General features: G+C 69.4%; 16 protein-coding genes and 1 tRNA gene. 7 read left to right on the forward strand and 10 right to left on the reverse strand.

Features of this window, described 5'->3' with window-relative positions:
- The first annotated feature begins 63 nt into the window (after positions 1-63).
- From pepN to ABEA39_RS05880, 3 genes are all read left to right on the forward strand, one after another.
- Positions 64-2,619, forward strand: a complete 2,556-nt coding sequence (gene pepN, locus ABEA39_RS05870) for an aminopeptidase N (RefSeq protein WP_345374308.1) — start codon at positions 64-66, stop codon at positions 2,617-2,619.
- A 124-nt stretch (positions 2,620-2,743) separates the two neighbouring features.
- On the forward strand, positions 2,744-3,874 hold the full coding sequence (locus ABEA39_RS05875) for a mechanosensitive ion channel family protein (protein ID WP_345374310.1): 1,131 nt from the start codon (positions 2,744-2,746) through the stop codon (positions 3,872-3,874).
- Positions 3,875-3,927: 53 nt separating this feature from the next.
- Positions 3,928-4,347, forward strand: coding sequence for a globin (locus tag ABEA39_RS05880; RefSeq protein ID WP_345375278.1), 420 nt, complete (start codon positions 3,928-3,930; stop codon positions 4,345-4,347).
- Positions 4,348-4,436: 89 nt separating this feature from the next.
- Here ABEA39_RS05880 and ABEA39_RS05885 read toward each other — a convergent pair whose 3' ends face one another.
- Together ABEA39_RS05885 and ABEA39_RS05890 are read right to left on the reverse strand one after the other, a co-directional pair.
- Positions 4,437-5,294 (reverse strand): NAD-dependent epimerase/dehydratase family protein, encoded by an 858-nt coding sequence (locus ABEA39_RS05885; RefSeq protein WP_345374314.1) that lies wholly within the window; start codon positions 5,292-5,294, stop codon positions 4,437-4,439.
- Between the two features lie 13 nt (positions 5,295-5,307).
- Complete coding sequence (locus ABEA39_RS05890) at positions 5,308-6,033, reverse strand: hypothetical protein (RefSeq protein ID WP_345374316.1); 726 nt, start codon at positions 6,031-6,033, stop codon at positions 5,308-5,310.
- A 21-nt stretch (positions 6,034-6,054) separates the two neighbouring features.
- On the opposite strand from ABEA39_RS05890, the gene ABEA39_RS05895 reads away from it, so the two are divergent.
- On the forward strand, positions 6,055-6,945 hold the full coding sequence (locus ABEA39_RS05895) for an acyl-CoA thioesterase (RefSeq protein WP_345374318.1): 891 nt from the start codon (positions 6,055-6,057) through the stop codon (positions 6,943-6,945).
- Positions 6,946-6,948: 3 nt separating this feature from the next.
- On the opposite strand, the gene ABEA39_RS05900 is transcribed toward ABEA39_RS05895, so the two are convergent.
- From ABEA39_RS05900 to msrA, 6 genes are all read right to left on the reverse strand, one after another.
- The gene (locus tag ABEA39_RS05900; RefSeq protein ID WP_345374320.1) at positions 6,949-7,422 is read right to left on the reverse strand and encodes an acyl-CoA thioesterase; all 474 of its coding nucleotides are present in this window, start codon (positions 7,420-7,422) and stop codon (positions 6,949-6,951) included.
- A 3-nt stretch (positions 7,423-7,425) separates the two neighbouring features.
- Positions 7,426-9,108: an energy-dependent translational throttle protein EttA gene (gene ettA, locus ABEA39_RS05905; protein WP_345374322.1), complete on the reverse strand. Its 1,683-nt coding sequence runs from the start codon at positions 9,106-9,108 to the stop codon at positions 7,426-7,428.
- A 39-nt stretch (positions 9,109-9,147) separates the two neighbouring features.
- Positions 9,148-9,690 carry a DUF6993 domain-containing protein gene (locus tag ABEA39_RS05910; protein ID WP_345374324.1) on the reverse strand — a complete coding sequence of 181 codons (543 nt, stop codon included), beginning with the start codon at positions 9,688-9,690 and terminating at the stop codon, positions 9,148-9,150.
- A gap of 41 nt (positions 9,691-9,731) precedes the next feature.
- On the reverse strand, positions 9,732-10,292 hold the full coding sequence (locus ABEA39_RS05915; RefSeq protein WP_345374326.1) for a single-stranded DNA-binding protein: 561 nt from the start codon (positions 10,290-10,292) through the stop codon (positions 9,732-9,734).
- A gap of 98 nt (positions 10,293-10,390) precedes the next feature.
- Positions 10,391-10,624, reverse strand: coding sequence for a methyltransferase (locus tag ABEA39_RS05920; protein WP_345374328.1), 234 nt, complete (start codon positions 10,622-10,624; stop codon positions 10,391-10,393).
- 52 nt (positions 10,625-10,676) lie between these two features.
- Positions 10,677-11,204: a peptide-methionine (S)-S-oxide reductase MsrA gene (msrA, locus tag ABEA39_RS05925; protein WP_345374330.1), complete on the reverse strand. Its 528-nt coding sequence runs from the start codon at positions 11,202-11,204 to the stop codon at positions 10,677-10,679.
- Positions 11,205-11,257: 53 nt separating this feature from the next.
- On the opposite strand from msrA, the gene ABEA39_RS05930 reads away from it, so the two are divergent.
- Positions 11,258-12,283 carry an aldo/keto reductase gene (locus ABEA39_RS05930; RefSeq protein WP_345374332.1) on the forward strand — a complete coding sequence of 342 codons (1,026 nt, stop codon included), beginning with the start codon at positions 11,258-11,260 and terminating at the stop codon, positions 12,281-12,283.
- A 330-nt stretch (positions 12,284-12,613) separates the two neighbouring features.
- Here ABEA39_RS05930 and ABEA39_RS05935 read toward each other — a convergent pair whose 3' ends face one another.
- Positions 12,614-14,296: an alpha-keto acid decarboxylase family protein gene (locus tag ABEA39_RS05935; RefSeq protein ID WP_345374334.1), complete on the reverse strand. Its 1,683-nt coding sequence runs from the start codon at positions 14,294-14,296 to the stop codon at positions 12,614-12,616.
- A gap of 108 nt (positions 14,297-14,404) precedes the next feature.
- On the opposite strand from ABEA39_RS05935, the gene ABEA39_RS05940 reads away from it, so the two are divergent.
- Entirely contained in the window at positions 14,405-14,851 is a 447-nt protein-coding gene (locus ABEA39_RS05940; protein WP_345374336.1) for an Lrp/AsnC family transcriptional regulator, read from the forward strand.
- Positions 14,852-14,951: 100 nt separating this feature from the next.
- The gene (locus tag ABEA39_RS05945) at positions 14,952-15,245 is read left to right on the forward strand and encodes a hypothetical protein (protein ID WP_345374338.1); all 294 of its coding nucleotides are present in this window, start codon (positions 14,952-14,954) and stop codon (positions 15,243-15,245) included.
- Between the two features lie 279 nt (positions 15,246-15,524).
- Here ABEA39_RS05945 and ABEA39_RS05950 read toward each other — a convergent pair.
- Positions 15,525-15,597, reverse strand: a tRNA-Arg gene (locus tag ABEA39_RS05950).
- Positions 15,598-15,606 lie beyond the last annotated feature (9 nt).

The raw sequence follows: 15,606 nt of genomic DNA on the forward strand, positions 1-15,606 counted from the left end.
GCCCGCCGCTAGGCTGGATCGGGGCCACGAGCCCCGCCTACCGACGATGGATGGAGAGCACCAGTGCCAGGAGAGAACCTCACCCGAATCGAGGCGCAGGAGCGCAAGAGCATCCTCGACGTGCAGTCGTACGAGGTCGCGCTCGATCTGACCCGGGGGGCCGAGGTCTTCGGCAGCACCACGACGGTCCGCTTCACCGCCACCGAGGGGGCCTCGACCTTCATCGACGCGTTCACGCGCACGGTCCACAGCGTCACGCTCAACGGTGCCGAGCTCGACCCATCGACCGTCTCCGACGGCATCCGCATCCAGCTCGACTCGCTCGCCGCGTCCAACGTGCTCACCGTCGTCGCCGACGCCGAGTACACCAACACCGGCGAGGGGCTGCACCGCTTCGTCGACCCGGTCGACGACGAGGTCTACCTCTACTCGCAGTTCGAGGTGCCCGACAGCCGCCGCGTCTTCGCCGTCTTCGAGCAGCCCGACCTCAAGGCCACGTTCCAGTTCACGATCACGGCCCCGTCGCGGTGGCAGATGGTCAGCAACTCGATCACGCCCGAGCCCGCCGTCGACGGCGATGTCGCCACCTGGGTCTTCGCGCCGACTCCCGTGCTGTCGAGCTACATCACCGCCATCGTCGCCGGCCCGTACGACGTCGTCCGTTCGTCGCTCACCTCGTCCGACGGCCGTGAGATCCCCCTGGGCATCTTCACGCGCGCCTCGCTCTCCGAGTACATGGACGCCGACTACATCTTCGACAAGACGCGTCAGGGCTTCGCCTACTACGAGGAGAAGTTCCAGTACCCCTACCCGTTCGACAAGTACGACCAGCTCTTCGTTCCGGAGTTCAACGCCGGCGCCATGGAGAACGCCGGGGCCGTCACGTTCACCGAGACCTACGTGTTCCGCAGCAAGGTGACCGACGCGATCAAGGAGCGCCGCGTCGTCACGATCCTGCACGAGCTCGCCCACATGTGGTTCGGCGACCTGGTCACCATGAAGTGGTGGAACGACCTCTGGCTCAACGAGTCCTTCGCCGAATGGGCCTCGACGATCTCGACCGCCGAGGCCACCGAGTGGACCGAGGCGTGGACCACCTTCCAGGCCATGGAGAAGAGCTGGGCCTACCGCCAAGACCAGCTGCCGTCGACGCACCCGGTCGTCGCGACGATCAACGACCTCGAAGACGTCCAGGTCAACTTCGACGGCATCACGTACGCCAAGGGTGGCTCGGTCCTCAAGCAGCTCGTGGCCTGGGTCGGCATCGACGCGTTCTACGCCGGTGTCGCCGCCTACTTCAAGAAGCACCACCACTCCAACACCGAGCTGAGCGACCTGCTGGCCGAGCTCGAGGTGACGAGCGGACGCGAGCTCACGAGCTGGTCCAAGCTGTGGCTGGAGACCGCGGGCGTCAACACCCTCCGCCCCGAGATCGAGCTCGACGACGACAACGTGATCAAGTCCTTCGCGATCGTCCAGACGGCGCCCGCCGACTACCCGACCATCCGCCCCCACCGCCTCGCGATCGGCGTCTACGACCTCACCGGCCCGGGCGAGATCGCGAACGACTCCCTCGTGCGCACGCACCGCGTCGAGATCGACGTCGACGGCGAGCGCACCGAGGTGCCCGAGCTGGTCGGCCTCGCGCGGGGCGCCCTCATCCTGGTGAACGACGACGACCTGGCCTACGCGAAGATCCGACTCGACGAGAAGTCGCTCGCGACCGCCATCGAGCACCTGTCGAAGATCACCGACCCGCTGGCCCGAGCCCTCGTCTGGGGTTCCGTGTGGGACAGCACGCGCGACGCCGAGACGCCCGCGAGCGACTACGTGCGACTCGTGCTGTCGAACATCGCGACCGAGACCGAGTCGACCACGATCCGCACGACCCTCACCCAGCTGACCCAGGTCGCGCGCACCTACGTCGATCCCGCGCGCCGGGCCTCCACCCTCGCCGAGGTCGGCGACGGCCTCTGGTCGCTCGCCCAGGCCGCCGAGGCAGGCTCCGACGCCCAGTTCCAGTTCGTGAAGTTCTTCGCCAACGCGGCCTCGACCGAGGCGCACGGCGAGGCCCTCCAGGGGCTCTTCGACGGCACCGTGACGCTCGACGGGCTCACCATCGACACCGACCTCCGGTGGGAGATCCTCGAGGGCCTCGTCCTCGTCGGCAAGGCCGACGCCGACGAGATCGACGCGGCGCTGGCGGCCGACAACACGGCCAACGGCGCCCAGGCCGCGGCTCGCGCCCGAGCCACGATCCCGACCACCGAGGGCAAGCTGGCGGCGTTCGCGTCCATCGTCGACACCGACACGGCCCCCAACGCCATCGTCCGCGCGACCGCCATGGGCTTCCAGCACACCAACGACCCCGCGATCCTCGAACCGCTGGTCGCGCGCTACTTCGAGTCGCTGACGGGCATCTGGGAGTCGCGCAGCTACCACATCGCCGACACGCTCGTCTCGGGCCTCTACCCCGCCGGTCTCGCCGACGAGGCGCTCGTCACAGCGGCGAAGGCCTGGCTCGACGCGAACCCGGAGACCCCGGCCCTGCGTCGCATCGTCGGGGAGAACCTCGCCGGCACGGAGCGCGCCCTCCGGGTGCAGGCCGCCGACGCCTGAGTTCCGACCCAGAGAGCCCGTGGCCTGTGCATCCCCCGCGATCCGGCCATGGGCTCTCTGCAAGCTCGACGACTCCCGCCCGCAGTCAGTCGTCGCCGAGACGCCGACCCCTAGGGTGGTGTGAATGTTTTCCCTGCTCGCTGCAACCCCGACCCCGACGCCGACCGGTGCCGCCGCCGACATCATGAGCGGCGCCGACGCTTTCTGGAAGGCGTGGGGTGTGCCGATCACCGTCGCCGGCATCATCGTCGCGGCCGTCCTCCTGCGCGTCATCGCGCAATTCATCATCCGGCGCGTCGTCGACCAGATCGTCAACGGCGTGAAGAAGAAGCAGAACGTCGACGACACGCAGTCGCTGACGGCGTCGCCCCTGCAAGCCGTCCGCGTGGTCCAGCGCACCCGCACCCTCGGCAGCGTCCTCAGCAACGTCGTCAGCGTCGTCATCGTCGTGATCGCGCTCACGAGCATCCTCAGCGAGCTGAAAGTCAGCGTGGTCGGCATCGTCAGTGCCGCCGGCGTCATCGCCGCGGGGCTCGCCTTCGGGGCTCAGAGCGTCGTGAAGGACATGCTCAGCGGCCTGTTCATGGTGGCCGAGGACCAGCTCGGAGTGGGCGACGTCGTCGACGTCGGTCTCGCCACCGGTGTCGTGGAAGCCGTCGGAATCCGCGTCACGCAGGTCCGCGACGTCAACGGCACGCTCTGGTTCGTGCCCAACGGTCAGATCCTCCGCGTCGGCAACATGTCGCAGGGCTGGGCTCGCGTGATCATCGACACGGCCGTCCCGTACGAGGTCGACATCGACGCCGTCGAGGCGACCATGCTCAAGGCCGCCAACGATCTCGCGGCACTCCCCCGCTGGCGCAACCGCGTCATCGAGAAGCCCGAGCTGTGGGGCCTCCAGTCGATCTCCGAGTCCAATCTCGTGCTGCGACTCGTCGTCCGGACGAGAAGCTCGGAGAAGGACAACGTCGCCCGCGAACTCCGCCTGCGCCTCACCCGCGCCATCCACGACATGGGAATCACCCTCCCGACCCTGTCGAGCGTCGTGCTCTCGGGCTTCGACGAGGCGACCTCCGTGCGCGGGGCGCGCCCTGTCGAGACCGCTCCCGTGCCGGTGAGGCCGACGCGCAACCGGGCCCCGCGCATCCCCGGTCTCGGCAAGCGCGACCCGCGCGGGTCGACTCCCGTCATGCCGCCGTCCGACCAGTCGCCCACGTCGCCGTCCACCCCGCCGAGCCCCCAGGAGCCCCGATGAGCGACCTGCAGCCGCCCGAGAGACTGATCCCGATCGTTCCGACGGCCGGGTCGATGCCTTCGCAGCCAGGAGGCCCGGGCATCCCCCCGCTGCCGCAGCGAAGCTTCTGGGAGCACCTGGGCGGCCGACCGACGTTCGAACGTCTCGTGCGCCGTTTCTACGACGGAGTGCAGACCGACCCGATCATCTGGCCGATGTACCCGGCCGACGACCTCGAGGGGGCGATTCAGCGCCTCACCGGGTTCCTCGAGCAGTACTGGGGCGGGCCGACGACGTACAGCCAGGAGCGCGGGCATCCCCGGCTGCGGATGCGCCATCAGCCGTTCACGATCACGCCCGCCGCTCGCGACCGATGGCTCGTGCACATGCGCGACGCCGTGGACTCGCTCGAGCTCTCGGCGCTCGACGACACCACCCTGTGGGACTACCTCGAACGAGCCGCCCACGCCATGGTCAACTCGTCCGAGGCCTGACTCCCGAGAAGGCCTGACGCCCTGGCAGGCCGAACGCTCTGGCAGGCCTGACGCCCTGGCAGGCCCGGCTGCCCGGGGCGCCCGCAGTGCTATGACGTGTAGGCGCCGGAGCGGAACTCGTCGGCCAGGCTCGGCCGCGACGGGATCCACCCCAGGGTCTCTTTCGCGTGTGCACCGATGGCGGCCTGGTCGAGCAGCAGGGCGTCCGCGAAGGCCTCGCCCAGGCGAGCCCGGCTCTCGTCGGCCGACTCTTCGACCACCGGGGCGCCCGTCGCCGCCGCAGCCGCCTCACCCAGATCGCGGACCGTCGGGTTGTGCCCCGAGACCCCCAGGTAGTACTCGTCGCGGGCGCCCGCCTCGAACGCCTTGACGTACAGGTCGGCGAGGTCGTCGACGTGCACCGTGGTCCAGTGCTGCGAACCGTCGCCCACGAGCCGAATGTTGTCGGGGCCGACGAGCAGGGCGGGGATCCCCTTCCCGTGGCCGTAGACGATGCCCGGCGCGACGATCGTGGTCCGCACGCCGGACTCGCGCACCGTGCGCTCGACCTCGACGCGCCATGAGGTGAGAGCCGGGGGATGCACGGCCCCCTCTTCGGTCAGGTCGTCGCCGTCGCCGAAGACCCAGACGCCGCCGGTGTGGACGTACGGCTTCGAGGTGCCCTGGAGGCGGGACGTGACGACGTCGACGAGGTCGGCGTCCACCTGAGCGCTCGACGCGTCGCCGGGCGAAGCCGTGTGAATGACACCGTCGCTCTCGTGCACGAGCCGGGACAGCAGGTCGAGGTCGGTGATGTCGCCGACGACGGCGGAGACCCCCTCCGCCGCGATGGCCGCAGCCTTGTCGTCGGTGCGGACGAGGACGCGGACCTCGTGGCCACGCGCCTTGAGGGCGGAGAGGACGGAGGACCCGATGAAACTGGTGGCACCGGTGAGGAGAACAGTCATGCCTCGACGCTACTCAACCGAGCAGGGAGGCCGACCGGCGTTTCACGAGCACGTGGCCACGGCTGGTGCTGAGGCGGTTCCAGGCGCCGACCGAGAACACGCGGACGTCTTCGTCGGGCGCGAGGAACCCGAGCGTGAGGGCGGCGAACGCCGCGCCCGCCGGGACGCCGTCGGTGCCGTCGACCGGGCGCGACCACACCTCGGAGCGGACCCGATGCACGATCTGCTCGCCCGTTCCGGTCGGGATCACCTGCGCCACCTCGGCGATGCCCGCCGCCGCACTCGCCTCGAGGACCGCCGGGGGCACCGGCGACGAAGCCACCCAGCCGCCCCGGGGCGGTGAGATCGCCGCCCAGGACGCGGTGATGACCACGGGCGGCAGCGTGACGGTGACCGCCGCCGTCGGGTCGACCACCTCGTTCTGCAAGCGGGTCAGGCGCTCGATCATGGCGCGGAGCGGCACCACCACGTCGAACGAGTCGCCGCGGCCGTCGTCCGGCCCGCCGGCGCCGGCGCCCTCGGGGACGGGTTCGGGAGCAAGAGCGTACGTGCGAAGGCCGAGCACGGTCGGGCTGGTGTCGAGCAGGCCGGACGGAGCCAGGACCCCGACGTAGGCGGCCAGCACTCCCCCGGTGCCGATGAGCCGAGTCGCTCCGTCGTCGACGGCTGCGGCACGGCCGAGGAAGGTGTGGAGGTCGTCGAGCGACAGGGAGTCGGGGAGCGTGAGGCGGTTCGTCATGGGCCCTCTAAACTACCGCTGATGAACCCCGACCTCGCGCGCGACGCCGCTCCCGAAGACCCGCTGGCCGACCTGCTCCGCGCCCTCGATCTCGCACCGGGCGCCACTGCAGACTCCTTCACCGGGCCGAGCCAGTGGATGCCCAACGGACGCGTCTACGGGGGGCAGGTGCTGGCCCAGTCCCTCGTCGCCGCCGAGCGGACGGTCCCGGAGGAGAAGGTCGTCCACTCGATGCACGCGTACTTCCTCCGCGCCGGCAAGATCGAGCTGCCGATCGAGATCCGCGTCGACCGCAGCCACGACGGCCGCTCGTTCGCGTCGCGGCGGACGGAGGCGCTCCAGAACGGCGTCCCGATCATGACGACGATGGCGTCGTTCCAGACGGTGGACGACGGGATCGACCATCAGGCGGCCATGCTCGCGGGCCTGCCGGAACCCGAGTCGCTGCCGACGATGGCCGACGCTCTGGCCGGGGTCGAGCATCCCGCGGCCCAGTTCTGGGCGAACGGTCGCCCCTTCGACGTGCGTCACGTGCCGTCGCCGCTGTTCCTCCGGGTCGAGGGTGAGCACGTGGCCCATCAGGCCCTGTGGATGAAGACCGTGGGTCCGCTGCCCGACGACCCGGCGATCCACCGTGCTGCGCTGGCCTACGCGAGCGACCTCGGCATCCTCGAGCCGATCCTGCGCCGCCACGGAATCCCCCTGTCGCGCCCGGGCATGAAGATCGCGAGTCTCGACCACGCCATGTGGTGGCATCGCCCCGGGCGCGCCGACGAGTGGCTGCTCTACGCGATGGAGTCACCGACGGCGCAGGGCGGCCGAGGCCTCTCGACCGGTCGCTTCTACGACCGCTCGGGGCGGCTGCTGGCGACCGTGGCGCAGGAGGGCATGTTCCGGGTCCCCGGCGTCTGACCGCTATCGGCGCCGGAAGGTCAGAGGCGCGTCGATGAACGGGCTCCACGCCGCTCGCTCGGCCTCGCTGATGCGCCGCGGACGCTGCGTGGTGGCGTCCACGAGCACGAGAGTGGTCGCGGCCCGGGTGTGCAGCGTGCGCGGCTCGACGCCCACCGGCGAGTAGACCTCGTAGTAGACCTCGAGGCTCGCCCCGCCCATCTGCCCGATCCAGAGCTGGATGTCGAGGGGCTGACGCGTGTACGCGATCGGCGCAAGGTATTCGACCTCCTGCCGGGCGATCAGGCTCCAGGTCTGCGTGCCGGGGCTCGCGTCGAGGATGGCCGTCGACTCGTGGTCGCCCGACTCGTCGCCCGCCGACCAGAACGCCTGGATGCGCGCCTCTTCGAGGAGGTGGAGCATCTCGGCGTTGTTGACGTGCCCGTACGCGTCGAGGTCGCCCCACCGCAGCACGGTGGGGACGTGAAGGCGCGGCACCGGCTAGTCTCTCGTCAGCTTGCGGTAGGTGACACGGCTCGGCTTGGCCGCGTCGGCGCCGAGACGCTCGATCTTGTTCTCTTCGTACGCCTCGAAGTTGCCCTCGAACCAGTACCAGTTGGCCGGGTTCTCGGGGGTGCCCTCATAGGCGAGGATGTGCGTGGCGATCCGGTCGAGGAACCACCGGTCGTGAGTGATCACCACGGCGCAGCCGGGGAACTCGAGCAGGGCGTTCTCGAGGCTGCCGAGGGTCTCGACGTCGAGGTCGTTGGTCGGTTCGTCGAGCAGGAGCAGGTTGCCGCCCTGTTTGAGGGTGAGCGCGAGGTTCAAGCGGTTGCGCTCGCCACCGGAGAGGACGCCGGCCTTCTTCTGCTGATCGGGGCCCTTGAAACCGAACTGCGACACGTAGGCGCGGGACGGGATCTCGGTCTTGCCGACCTGGATGTAGTCGAGCCCTTCGGAGACGACCTCCCACAGGTTCTTGTTCGGATCGATGCCACCGCGGTTCTGGTCGACGTACGAGATGTCGACCGTCTCGCCGACCTTGAGCTCACCGCCGTCGAGGGGCTCGAGACCCGTGATGGTCTTGAAGAGCGTGGTCTTGCCGACGCCGTTCGGCCCGATCACGCCGACGATGCCGTTGCGGGGCAGGGTGAACGAGAGGTCGTTGATGAGCACGCGGCCGTCGAAGCCCTTGTCGAGCTTCTTCGCGTCGATGACCTGCTGGCCGAGACGCGGGCCGACGGGGATCACGATCTCTTCGAAGTCGAGCTTCTTGGTGCGCTCCGCCTCGGTGACCATCTCTTCGTAACGGGCCAGGCGGGCCTTGGACTTGGCCTGGCGACCCTTCGTATTGCTCCGCACCCAATCGAGCTCGGACGAGAGGCGCTTGGCGAGCTTCGCGTCTTTCTTGCCCTGGATGTTGAGACGCTCGCCCTTCTTCTCGAGGTAGGTCGAGTAGTTGCCCTCGTAGGGGTAGAGGCGACCACGGTCGACCTCGGCGATCCATTCGGCGACGTGGTCGAGGAAGTACCGGTCGTGAGTGACGGCGAGGACGGCGCCGTGGTACTGCTTCAGGTGCTGCTCGAGCCACAGCACGCTCTCGGCGTCGAGGTGGTTGGTGGGCTCGTCGAGGAGCAGGAGGTCGGGCTTCTGCAGGAGCAGCTTGCAGAGGGCGACGCGGCGCTTCTCACCACCGGAGAGGTTGGTGACCAGGGCGTCGCCCGGCGGGGTGCGGAGGGCGTCCATCGCCTGCTCGAGCTGCGAGTCGAGATCCCACGCGTCGGCGGCGTCGATCTCCTCCTGCAGACCGCCCATCTCGGCCAGGAGCGAGTCGAAGTCGGCGTCGGGCTCGGCCATCGCGGCCGAGATCTCGTTGAAGCGGTCGATCTTGCCCTTGATCGGCCCGACCCCCTCCTGGACGTTCTCGAGGACCGTCTTGGACTCGTCGAGCTCGGGCTCCTGCATGAGGATGCCCACGGTGTAACCGGGCGAGAGCTTGGCTTCGCCGTTCGACGGGGTGTCGAGGCCCGCCATGATCTTGAGGATCGTCGACTTGCCGGCACCGTTGGGGCCGACCACGCCGATCTTGGCGCCGGGGATGAACGACATGGTCACGTCGTCGAGGATCAGCTTGTCGCCGACCGTCTTTCGCGCACGGACCATCGAGTAAATGAATTCGGCCATGCTTTCCAGTCTATTTGGATGAGGAGCCGGCCGCCGCCGTCACCAGTCGATCGCGCGCGTCGACCCGATCAGGCACTTGCCCGTGCTCAGCACGGGAGCCGACGCACTGCTGAACCCCTGGGCCCCGATCTGGCCGACGAGGCAACTCGTGCCCTTCCAGAGCACCGAGAACTCGATCGAGTCGACGGCACGGCCCGTGGTGGTCGTGTCGGGCGTCACCTGCATGGCGGACTTGTCGAAGCCGGCGGCGACGAGGGCGTCGATCACATCGCGCCCCTTCGCCCCCGAATCGCTCGCCAGAAGGGTCGTGACGACGCCGTCGAACTTGGACAGGGCACCGGGCGTCGACGGATCGAGGGTCGCCGAGGCGCTGGGCGGCGCCGATTCGCTGGTCGCGGCGGGGTTCGGCTGCGCGCTCGCTTCGGGCGACGCGGGGGTGGACGACGACGGCGCCGACACGACCGACGAGTCGTCCACCTTCGGCACGGGCGCGTTCGTGCACCCGGCGAGGGCGACGATCGAGACGATCGCAACCCCGGCGGCGACGAGGATGCGCGGTGAGAGCGAGGGCCGGAGGGTCACGCCCCGAGTCTACGGGCGGGTTCTGCCGCAGCCGATCGGCGTCAGAACGGTGATTCGTCGTCGACCCGGTGCCACTCGTCCGCTCCTTCGAACGCGGGAGCCGTCGGCACGGGTGCCACGGCCGCGGCGGCCTCGACCAGCGAGGGCGGAGCCTCGCCCGAACCCTCCTCGGTCGCCCGCGCGGCCTCGTCGTCGGGCTCGGGCGGGAGCTCGGACCCCTCGGCGGTCTCACTCGACTGCTTGCTCGACGTCGTCTTGACGAAGCGCGACGTGCCCCAGAAGAGGTCGTGCCCGACGGCGTCGGCATCGACCTCCACGGCCGTGCCGGTCTTGCCCGCGTTCTCCCACGGCCGGATGCGGAGGCGCCCCGTCACGACTACGCGGTCGCCCTTGTCGACGCTCGCGGCCACGTTGTCGGCGAGCCCGCGGAAGGTCGTGACCGTGTACCAGTTGGTGTCGGCGTCGACCCAGGCGCTCTTCTGGCGGTCGTACCGCCGCTGCGACGAGGCGAGGCGGAAGCTCGTGATCGCGAGACCGGTGGGCGTGCGGAGGTGGCGGGGCGCCGTCGCGACGACGCCGGTGAGGGTGAGGATGTCTGTCATGACCCGAGTGTCGCGGGAGCCACGCGGCCACCGGGCCCCGTGCATCCCTTTTGTGGAGAAACGGGGCTCGGTGGACGCCTGTGGAGAACCGGCCGAACTCAGTGCTCGACGAACTCCGGCCGGTCGGCTCCGTGACCGAGACGCGCGTGCAGGGCGCTCTTCGCGACGTCGAGCGTCGGATACTCGCCGTGGAACTCGTCATCGGGGCGGACCCGGATCGAGAACCCGTCGTGGCTGCGGTGGATCGAACCGACCACTCCGGCCGGGCCGGAGGCCACCCAGATGCGTTCGCTCGGGTCGGTGTCGGGGGTGGATCTTCTGGTGTCGCTCATCGTCGAGCTCCTTCCATCGGTGGAACAGGGCGCCGCCCGGGAGGGCCGGCGCCTACGAAGCAAGCACGTACTTGCCGTACGACTTGCGGATCTTGTTGACCTTCGGCAGGGCGACCGCGAGGCAGTAGCCCTGGCCGGGGTTCTTGGCGAAGAAGTCCTGGTGGTACTCCTCCGCGTCGTACCAGTCGCCGAGCGGCTCGATGGTCGTGACGACGTTGCCCTCCCAGTACTCGGACGCGCGGTCGCGGGCCGCCTCGAACTCGGCCTTCTGCGCCTCGTCGGTGAAGAACATGGCCGACCGGTACTGCGTGCCGACGTCGGCGCCCTGCCGGTTGAGCTGACGCGGGTCGTGCAGCGTGAAGAAGACGTCGAGGATCACCTCGGCCGGGATGACCTCGGGATCGAACACGACTTTAACGGCCTCGGCGTGCCCGGTCGCACCCGTGCAGACGAGCTCGTAGCTCGGGTCGGCAACGGCGCCCCCGGTGTAGCCGGACACGACGTCGGAGACGCCCTGGAGGGTGCGGTACACCGCGTCGAGACACCAGAAGCAGCCACCGGCCAACACGAAAGTCGTCATGCGGCGAATGTACTCGTCCCCCCTTCGACCTTCCACCCTTCTAGGCTCGACCCATGACCTCCCCTTTCAGTCCCTACGTCGCCGACGCCGCCAGGTACGAGAAACTCCCGTACGACCGGATCGGGCGCAGCGGCCTCCGCCTCCCCCGCATCTCCCTCGGATTCTGGAACAACTTCGGCTCCGACCGCTCCCTCGAGACCCAGCGCGACATCGTCCTGCGCGCCTTCGACCGCGGCGTCACCCACTTCGACCTCGCCAACAACTACGGGCCGCCCTACGGAAGCGCCGAGGAGCAGTTCGGTCGGATCCTCCACGCGAACCTGAGGCCCTACCGCGACGAGCTCCTGATCTCGTCGAAGGCCGGCTACGACATGTGGCCCGGCCCCTACGGTGACGGCGGCTCGCGGAAGTACCTGCTGTCGTCGCTCGACCAGAGCCTCGGTCGACTCGGCCTCGACTACGTCGACGTCTTCTACTCGCACCGTCCCGATCCCGAGACCCCCGTCGAGGAGACGATGGGCGCGTTGGCCACGGCCGTGAAGCAGGGCAAGGCGCTCTACGTCGGTATCTCGAACTACGACCCCGAGCAGACCCGGGCGGCGGCAGCGGCGCTGGCCGCCGAGGGCGTCCCGCTCCTGATCCACCAGCCCCGCTACAACATGTTCGACCGTCGGCCGGAGCAGGGCCTGTTCGAGACGCTGCTGGAGCTCGGCGTCGGATCGATCGTGTTCTCTCCGCTCGCGGGCGGACTGCTCACGAACCGCTACCTCGACGGCCACGCTCCCGCGGGTTCGCGTGCCGCGGAGGGCCGGTGGATGACCGAGAACAACCTCGACGAGACGTACCTGTCGCGCGTCCGGGCTCTGAACGAGATCGCCGGGGCTCGAGGGCAGTCTCTCGCGCAGCTCTCGCTGAGCTGGGTGCTGCGCCAGGAGGCTGTCACGTCGGCGCTCATCGGCGCGTCCAGCGTGGCGCAGCTCGACGACAGCCTCGACGCCCTCCACGCGGCCGACCTGACCACGGACGAGCTCGCCGCGATCGAGCCCCTGGCCGTCGACGGCACCGGTTCCGGTCGCTGACCCGTCGGGGCCGCGACCGAGGTGGGCGAGCCTCACCTCCTGGTGTGAACGTCGGCGGACACCGGAAGGAGCCAGGGATGCACGGCCCCTCGAACTTGAAATACGAGACCGGGGAGCCGTAGGATTTCCGGTAGCAAGACCGGGGATCCTTTGCGTCCCTGACTCTCTCACCGGAGGGCGATTCGAGGCCCGGGGCTGTTGTCGCAGCCTCGGGCCTCACCTTCGCCCGGAGCGGCGGCCCGACGTGCTACCGCTCGTGCCCGCCATTCTATGACGTCGATATGTCAGTATCGGAGCTTCCACAGCACCGCGACATCGCTCGAGTAGGTGTCAGCCGCCGACGATGCTGCCGAGCCGCGCGAGCAGGTTCGGGGCGTCGTCGGCGGCCAGATGCGCCTCGATCAAGACGGCCCGATCGGTTGCGGCCGACGCCTCGACGAGAGCCCGGTGGAGATCGTCTCGCGTGCGGACCTGCGAGGTGACCACAGGGATCCCCGGGGCCAACGCCGCAGGCAGGGCGGTCCAGTCCCACGGTGTGACGCCCTGGTAGACGGCTCTCGGGCTCTGGATCACCCGCTCGATCGTGAAGCCCGCGTTGTTGATGAGCACGATGATCGGGTGCAGACCCCGGTGCAGGATCGTCGCGAGCTCCTGCGCCGTGAGCTGGGCCGCTCCGTCGCCGATGAACAGGACGCTGCGCCGCGTCGACGCGAGCGATGTGCCGAGCGTGGCCGGCAGCGTGTACCCGATCGACGACCAGATCGGTTGCGCGAGGAGGTCGGTCCCCTCGGGCATCTGCAGCTCGAGGGCCCCGTACAGGGCGGTGCCCGCGTCGGCGATGGCGATGTGGTCGGCGGGGAGCCACTGCTGCACCTCGGTCCAGAGCTGCTTCTGCGTGAGCGGTGCATCCCCCGGCTCGTCGCTCTCGGCCCGCCAGGGCCACACCTGCTCCGGCGTCTCGGCCGGCGTCAGGACGAGCCCGGTCACGACCTCGTCGAGCACGCGCAGGCTGTCCTCGAGACGGACGTCGTGGAACGTGACGGCCCCGACCCGCGCGGTCGAGATGCCGAGCTCGACGGCGCCGGCCAGATCGAAGGCCTGGCTGTAGAAGCCGGTGAGCACGTCGCTGAGGACGGTGCCGGCCAGGATCACCAGCGGCGCCTCGTCGACCGCCGCTCGAGTGGCGCCGGACGGTGTCATCTGCCCCATGTAGACGCCGAGGCTCGCGGCATGCGTCTCGGGCAGCATCGACTTCGCACTGGCCTGGGTCGCGACACGGACTCCGGGATGCGCGGCCACCGCCTCGAGGATCCCCTCGGCCTTGCGGCGGTGCACTCGCGGGCCGGCCAGGATCGTGACCTGTGTCTGGCCCGCCAGAACCTCGGCCAGCGCGCCCCGGAAGTCGGTCAGGGCCACGGCGTCGCTGGGCGTGGCACGGAGAGCGTGCCGAAGGGGGGCGGCGGAGACCGGCGCGGCGGCGACGTCCATCGGGATTCCCAGGTAGACCGGTTTCGATTCGTCCAGCGCGGCACGCAGCACCCGGTCGATCTCGCGGGAGGCGTCTGCGGCGCGGAGGATCGCGCCGGCGACGGTGACCTCCTTGTACGCCCGGAAGAAGTGGTCGTAGTCGCCGTCGACGAGGGTGTGATGGCTCAGCGCCCCGTTCGTCCGGGCCGTCGTCGTGGGCATCCCCGTGATCTGCAGGACCGGGACGTCTTCGGCGTAGGCCCCGGCGATCCCGTTGATCGCGGAGAGCTCACCGACCCCGTAAGTCGTGACGAGAGAGGCGATTCCCCGACCGGTGCGGGCGTAGGCGTCGGCCGCGTAGGACGCGTTGAGCTCGTTCGTGTTGCCCACCCACTCGATGCCGGGCACGGTGAGCATCTCGTCGAGCAGGGTCAGGTTGAAGTCGCCGGGCAGGCCGAACACGTGCGGTCCGCCCACCTCGATCAGGCGGTAGGCGAGGTACTGGCCCACGGAGACGACGTCGGGCAGGGCATCCTTCTGGGTCATGTCCTCCACTTCAGCAGTCACTTCCGAATCTGGCCAAGGGAGGCACGCTCGATTGGTCGATACGATCAACTTCGATGTGTCGAATGGCACGGGATTGGACGGATCGACGTGCTCGACAAATCGGATCGCTCACTGCTGACAGCACTCGATCGCAACCCTCGGTCGCCGATCGCCCTCCTCTCCGAGGTGGTGGGACTGGCTCGCGGCACGGTGCAGCACCGGCTCGAGAGGTTCGCCTCGTCGCGCGACCTGCGTCTCCACTCGGTCCGCGTCCGGCCCGCAGCGCTGGGGCTCCCCCTGCGGGCCGTCGTGACCGCCACCATCCGCCAGTCCGACCGGCTGCGCACGATGGCCGGCCTCACCGCGATCCCCCAGGTCGTCGAGTGCCTCGCCGTGACCGGGTCGGAAGACCTCCTGTGTCACGTCGTGGCGCGCGACACCGAGCACCTCCACGAGATCAGCCAGGCGATCCTCTCCGTGCCCGGGATCCAGCGCACCTCGACGTCGGTCGTGCTCGAAGAGCCTCTGGAGTATCGGATCGCCCAGCTGTTCTGAGCCGTCCGGCGTCCGGAGCCGGGCCGTCTCGAATGTCGGTGGTCGCACGTATGTTCGATCCATCCCCACTGAGTCGGCCGGACACACGACAGGAGAACCGATGAACGCCGCAACCGTCAACCCCCTCGCCTTCACTTCGCCCATGCCCGGTTCGTACGCCTCCGCCACGCCGGTCGAAGAACTTCGAGGCGGGCTCAAGCTCGTCCAGCTGCACGACGACCTGGCCCGAGTCACGCTGGCCTCGGGCGAGGTGCTGGGCTACGTCGAGCGCTTCATGGACCCGCGCGGCGAGCGATTCCGGGCGAAGCGCTTCCTCGCCCGACAGCGCCGCTTCGTCGAGATCGGCGAGTTCTGGAGTCGGAGCGACGCCACCGACTGCTTCCGGTTCGCCTGAGCGGTGTGGCGGGCGCGAGCTGCGCCGGCGCCCGCCGTGTGGCGGGCGCCGTGTCGCGGGCGCCGTGTCACTAACTGAGGAAATCCTCACCACAGATGAGGAGGACCGAGCCGTTGACGCCTCTTCAAAAGGAGTTCGGGCCCTGGAGGGTCGCTTCGCGAGGAAGTCCTTCGCAGAGTTCCTCAGCTGGAGACGCAGAAACGGGGCGGCGGAGTGCTCCGGCAGACTGCGCTGGTGCCCCCGGCAGACTGCGCCGGTGCCCCCGGCAGACTGCGCCGGTGCCCCCGGCAGGAATCGAACCTGCGACCAAGAGATTAGAAGGCTCCTGCTCTATCCGCTGAGCTACGGGGGCGTTGCCGAC

Origin of the sequence: Frondihabitans cladoniiphilus (assembly GCF_039544345.1) — a bacterium.
In the GTDB taxonomy this organism is placed as follows: domain Bacteria; phylum Actinomycetota; class Actinomycetes; order Actinomycetales; family Microbacteriaceae; genus Frondihabitans; species Frondihabitans cladoniiphilus.

Bases quoted from the DNA above. Each gene is read 5' to 3' on its own strand.
- ABEA39_RS05875 (WP_345374310.1), top strand. From the start codon at position 2,744: ATGTTTTCCCTGCTCGCTGCAACCCCGACCCCGACGCCGACCGGTGCC.
- ABEA39_RS05880 (WP_345375278.1), top strand. From the start codon at position 3,928: ATGCCTTCGCAGCCAGGAGGCCCGGGCATCCCCCCGCTGCCGCAGCGA.
- ABEA39_RS05885 (WP_345374314.1), bottom strand. From the start codon at position 5,294: ATGACTGTTCTCCTCACCGGTGCCACCAGTTTCATCGGGTCCTCCGTC.
- ABEA39_RS05890 (WP_345374316.1), bottom strand. From the start codon at position 6,033: ATGACGAACCGCCTCACGCTCCCCGACTCCCTGTCGCTCGACGACCTC.
- ABEA39_RS05895 (WP_345374318.1), top strand. From the start codon at position 6,055: ATGAACCCCGACCTCGCGCGCGACGCCGCTCCCGAAGACCCGCTGGCC.
- ettA (WP_345374322.1), bottom strand. From the start codon at position 9,108: ATGGCCGAATTCATTTACTCGATGGTCCGTGCGCGAAAGACGGTCGGC.
- ABEA39_RS05915 (WP_345374326.1), bottom strand. From the start codon at position 10,292: ATGACAGACATCCTCACCCTCACCGGCGTCGTCGCGACGGCGCCCCGC.
- ABEA39_RS05920 (WP_345374328.1), bottom strand. From the start codon at position 10,624: ATGAGCGACACCAGAAGATCCACCCCCGACACCGACCCGAGCGAACGC.
- msrA (WP_345374330.1), bottom strand. From the start codon at position 11,204: ATGACGACTTTCGTGTTGGCCGGTGGCTGCTTCTGGTGTCTCGACGCG.
- ABEA39_RS05930 (WP_345374332.1), top strand. From the start codon at position 11,258: ATGACCTCCCCTTTCAGTCCCTACGTCGCCGACGCCGCCAGGTACGAG.
- ABEA39_RS05935 (WP_345374334.1), bottom strand. From the start codon at position 14,296: ATGACCCAGAAGGATGCCCTGCCCGACGTCGTCTCCGTGGGCCAGTAC.
- ABEA39_RS05945 (WP_345374338.1), top strand. From the start codon at position 14,952: ATGAACGCCGCAACCGTCAACCCCCTCGCCTTCACTTCGCCCATGCCC.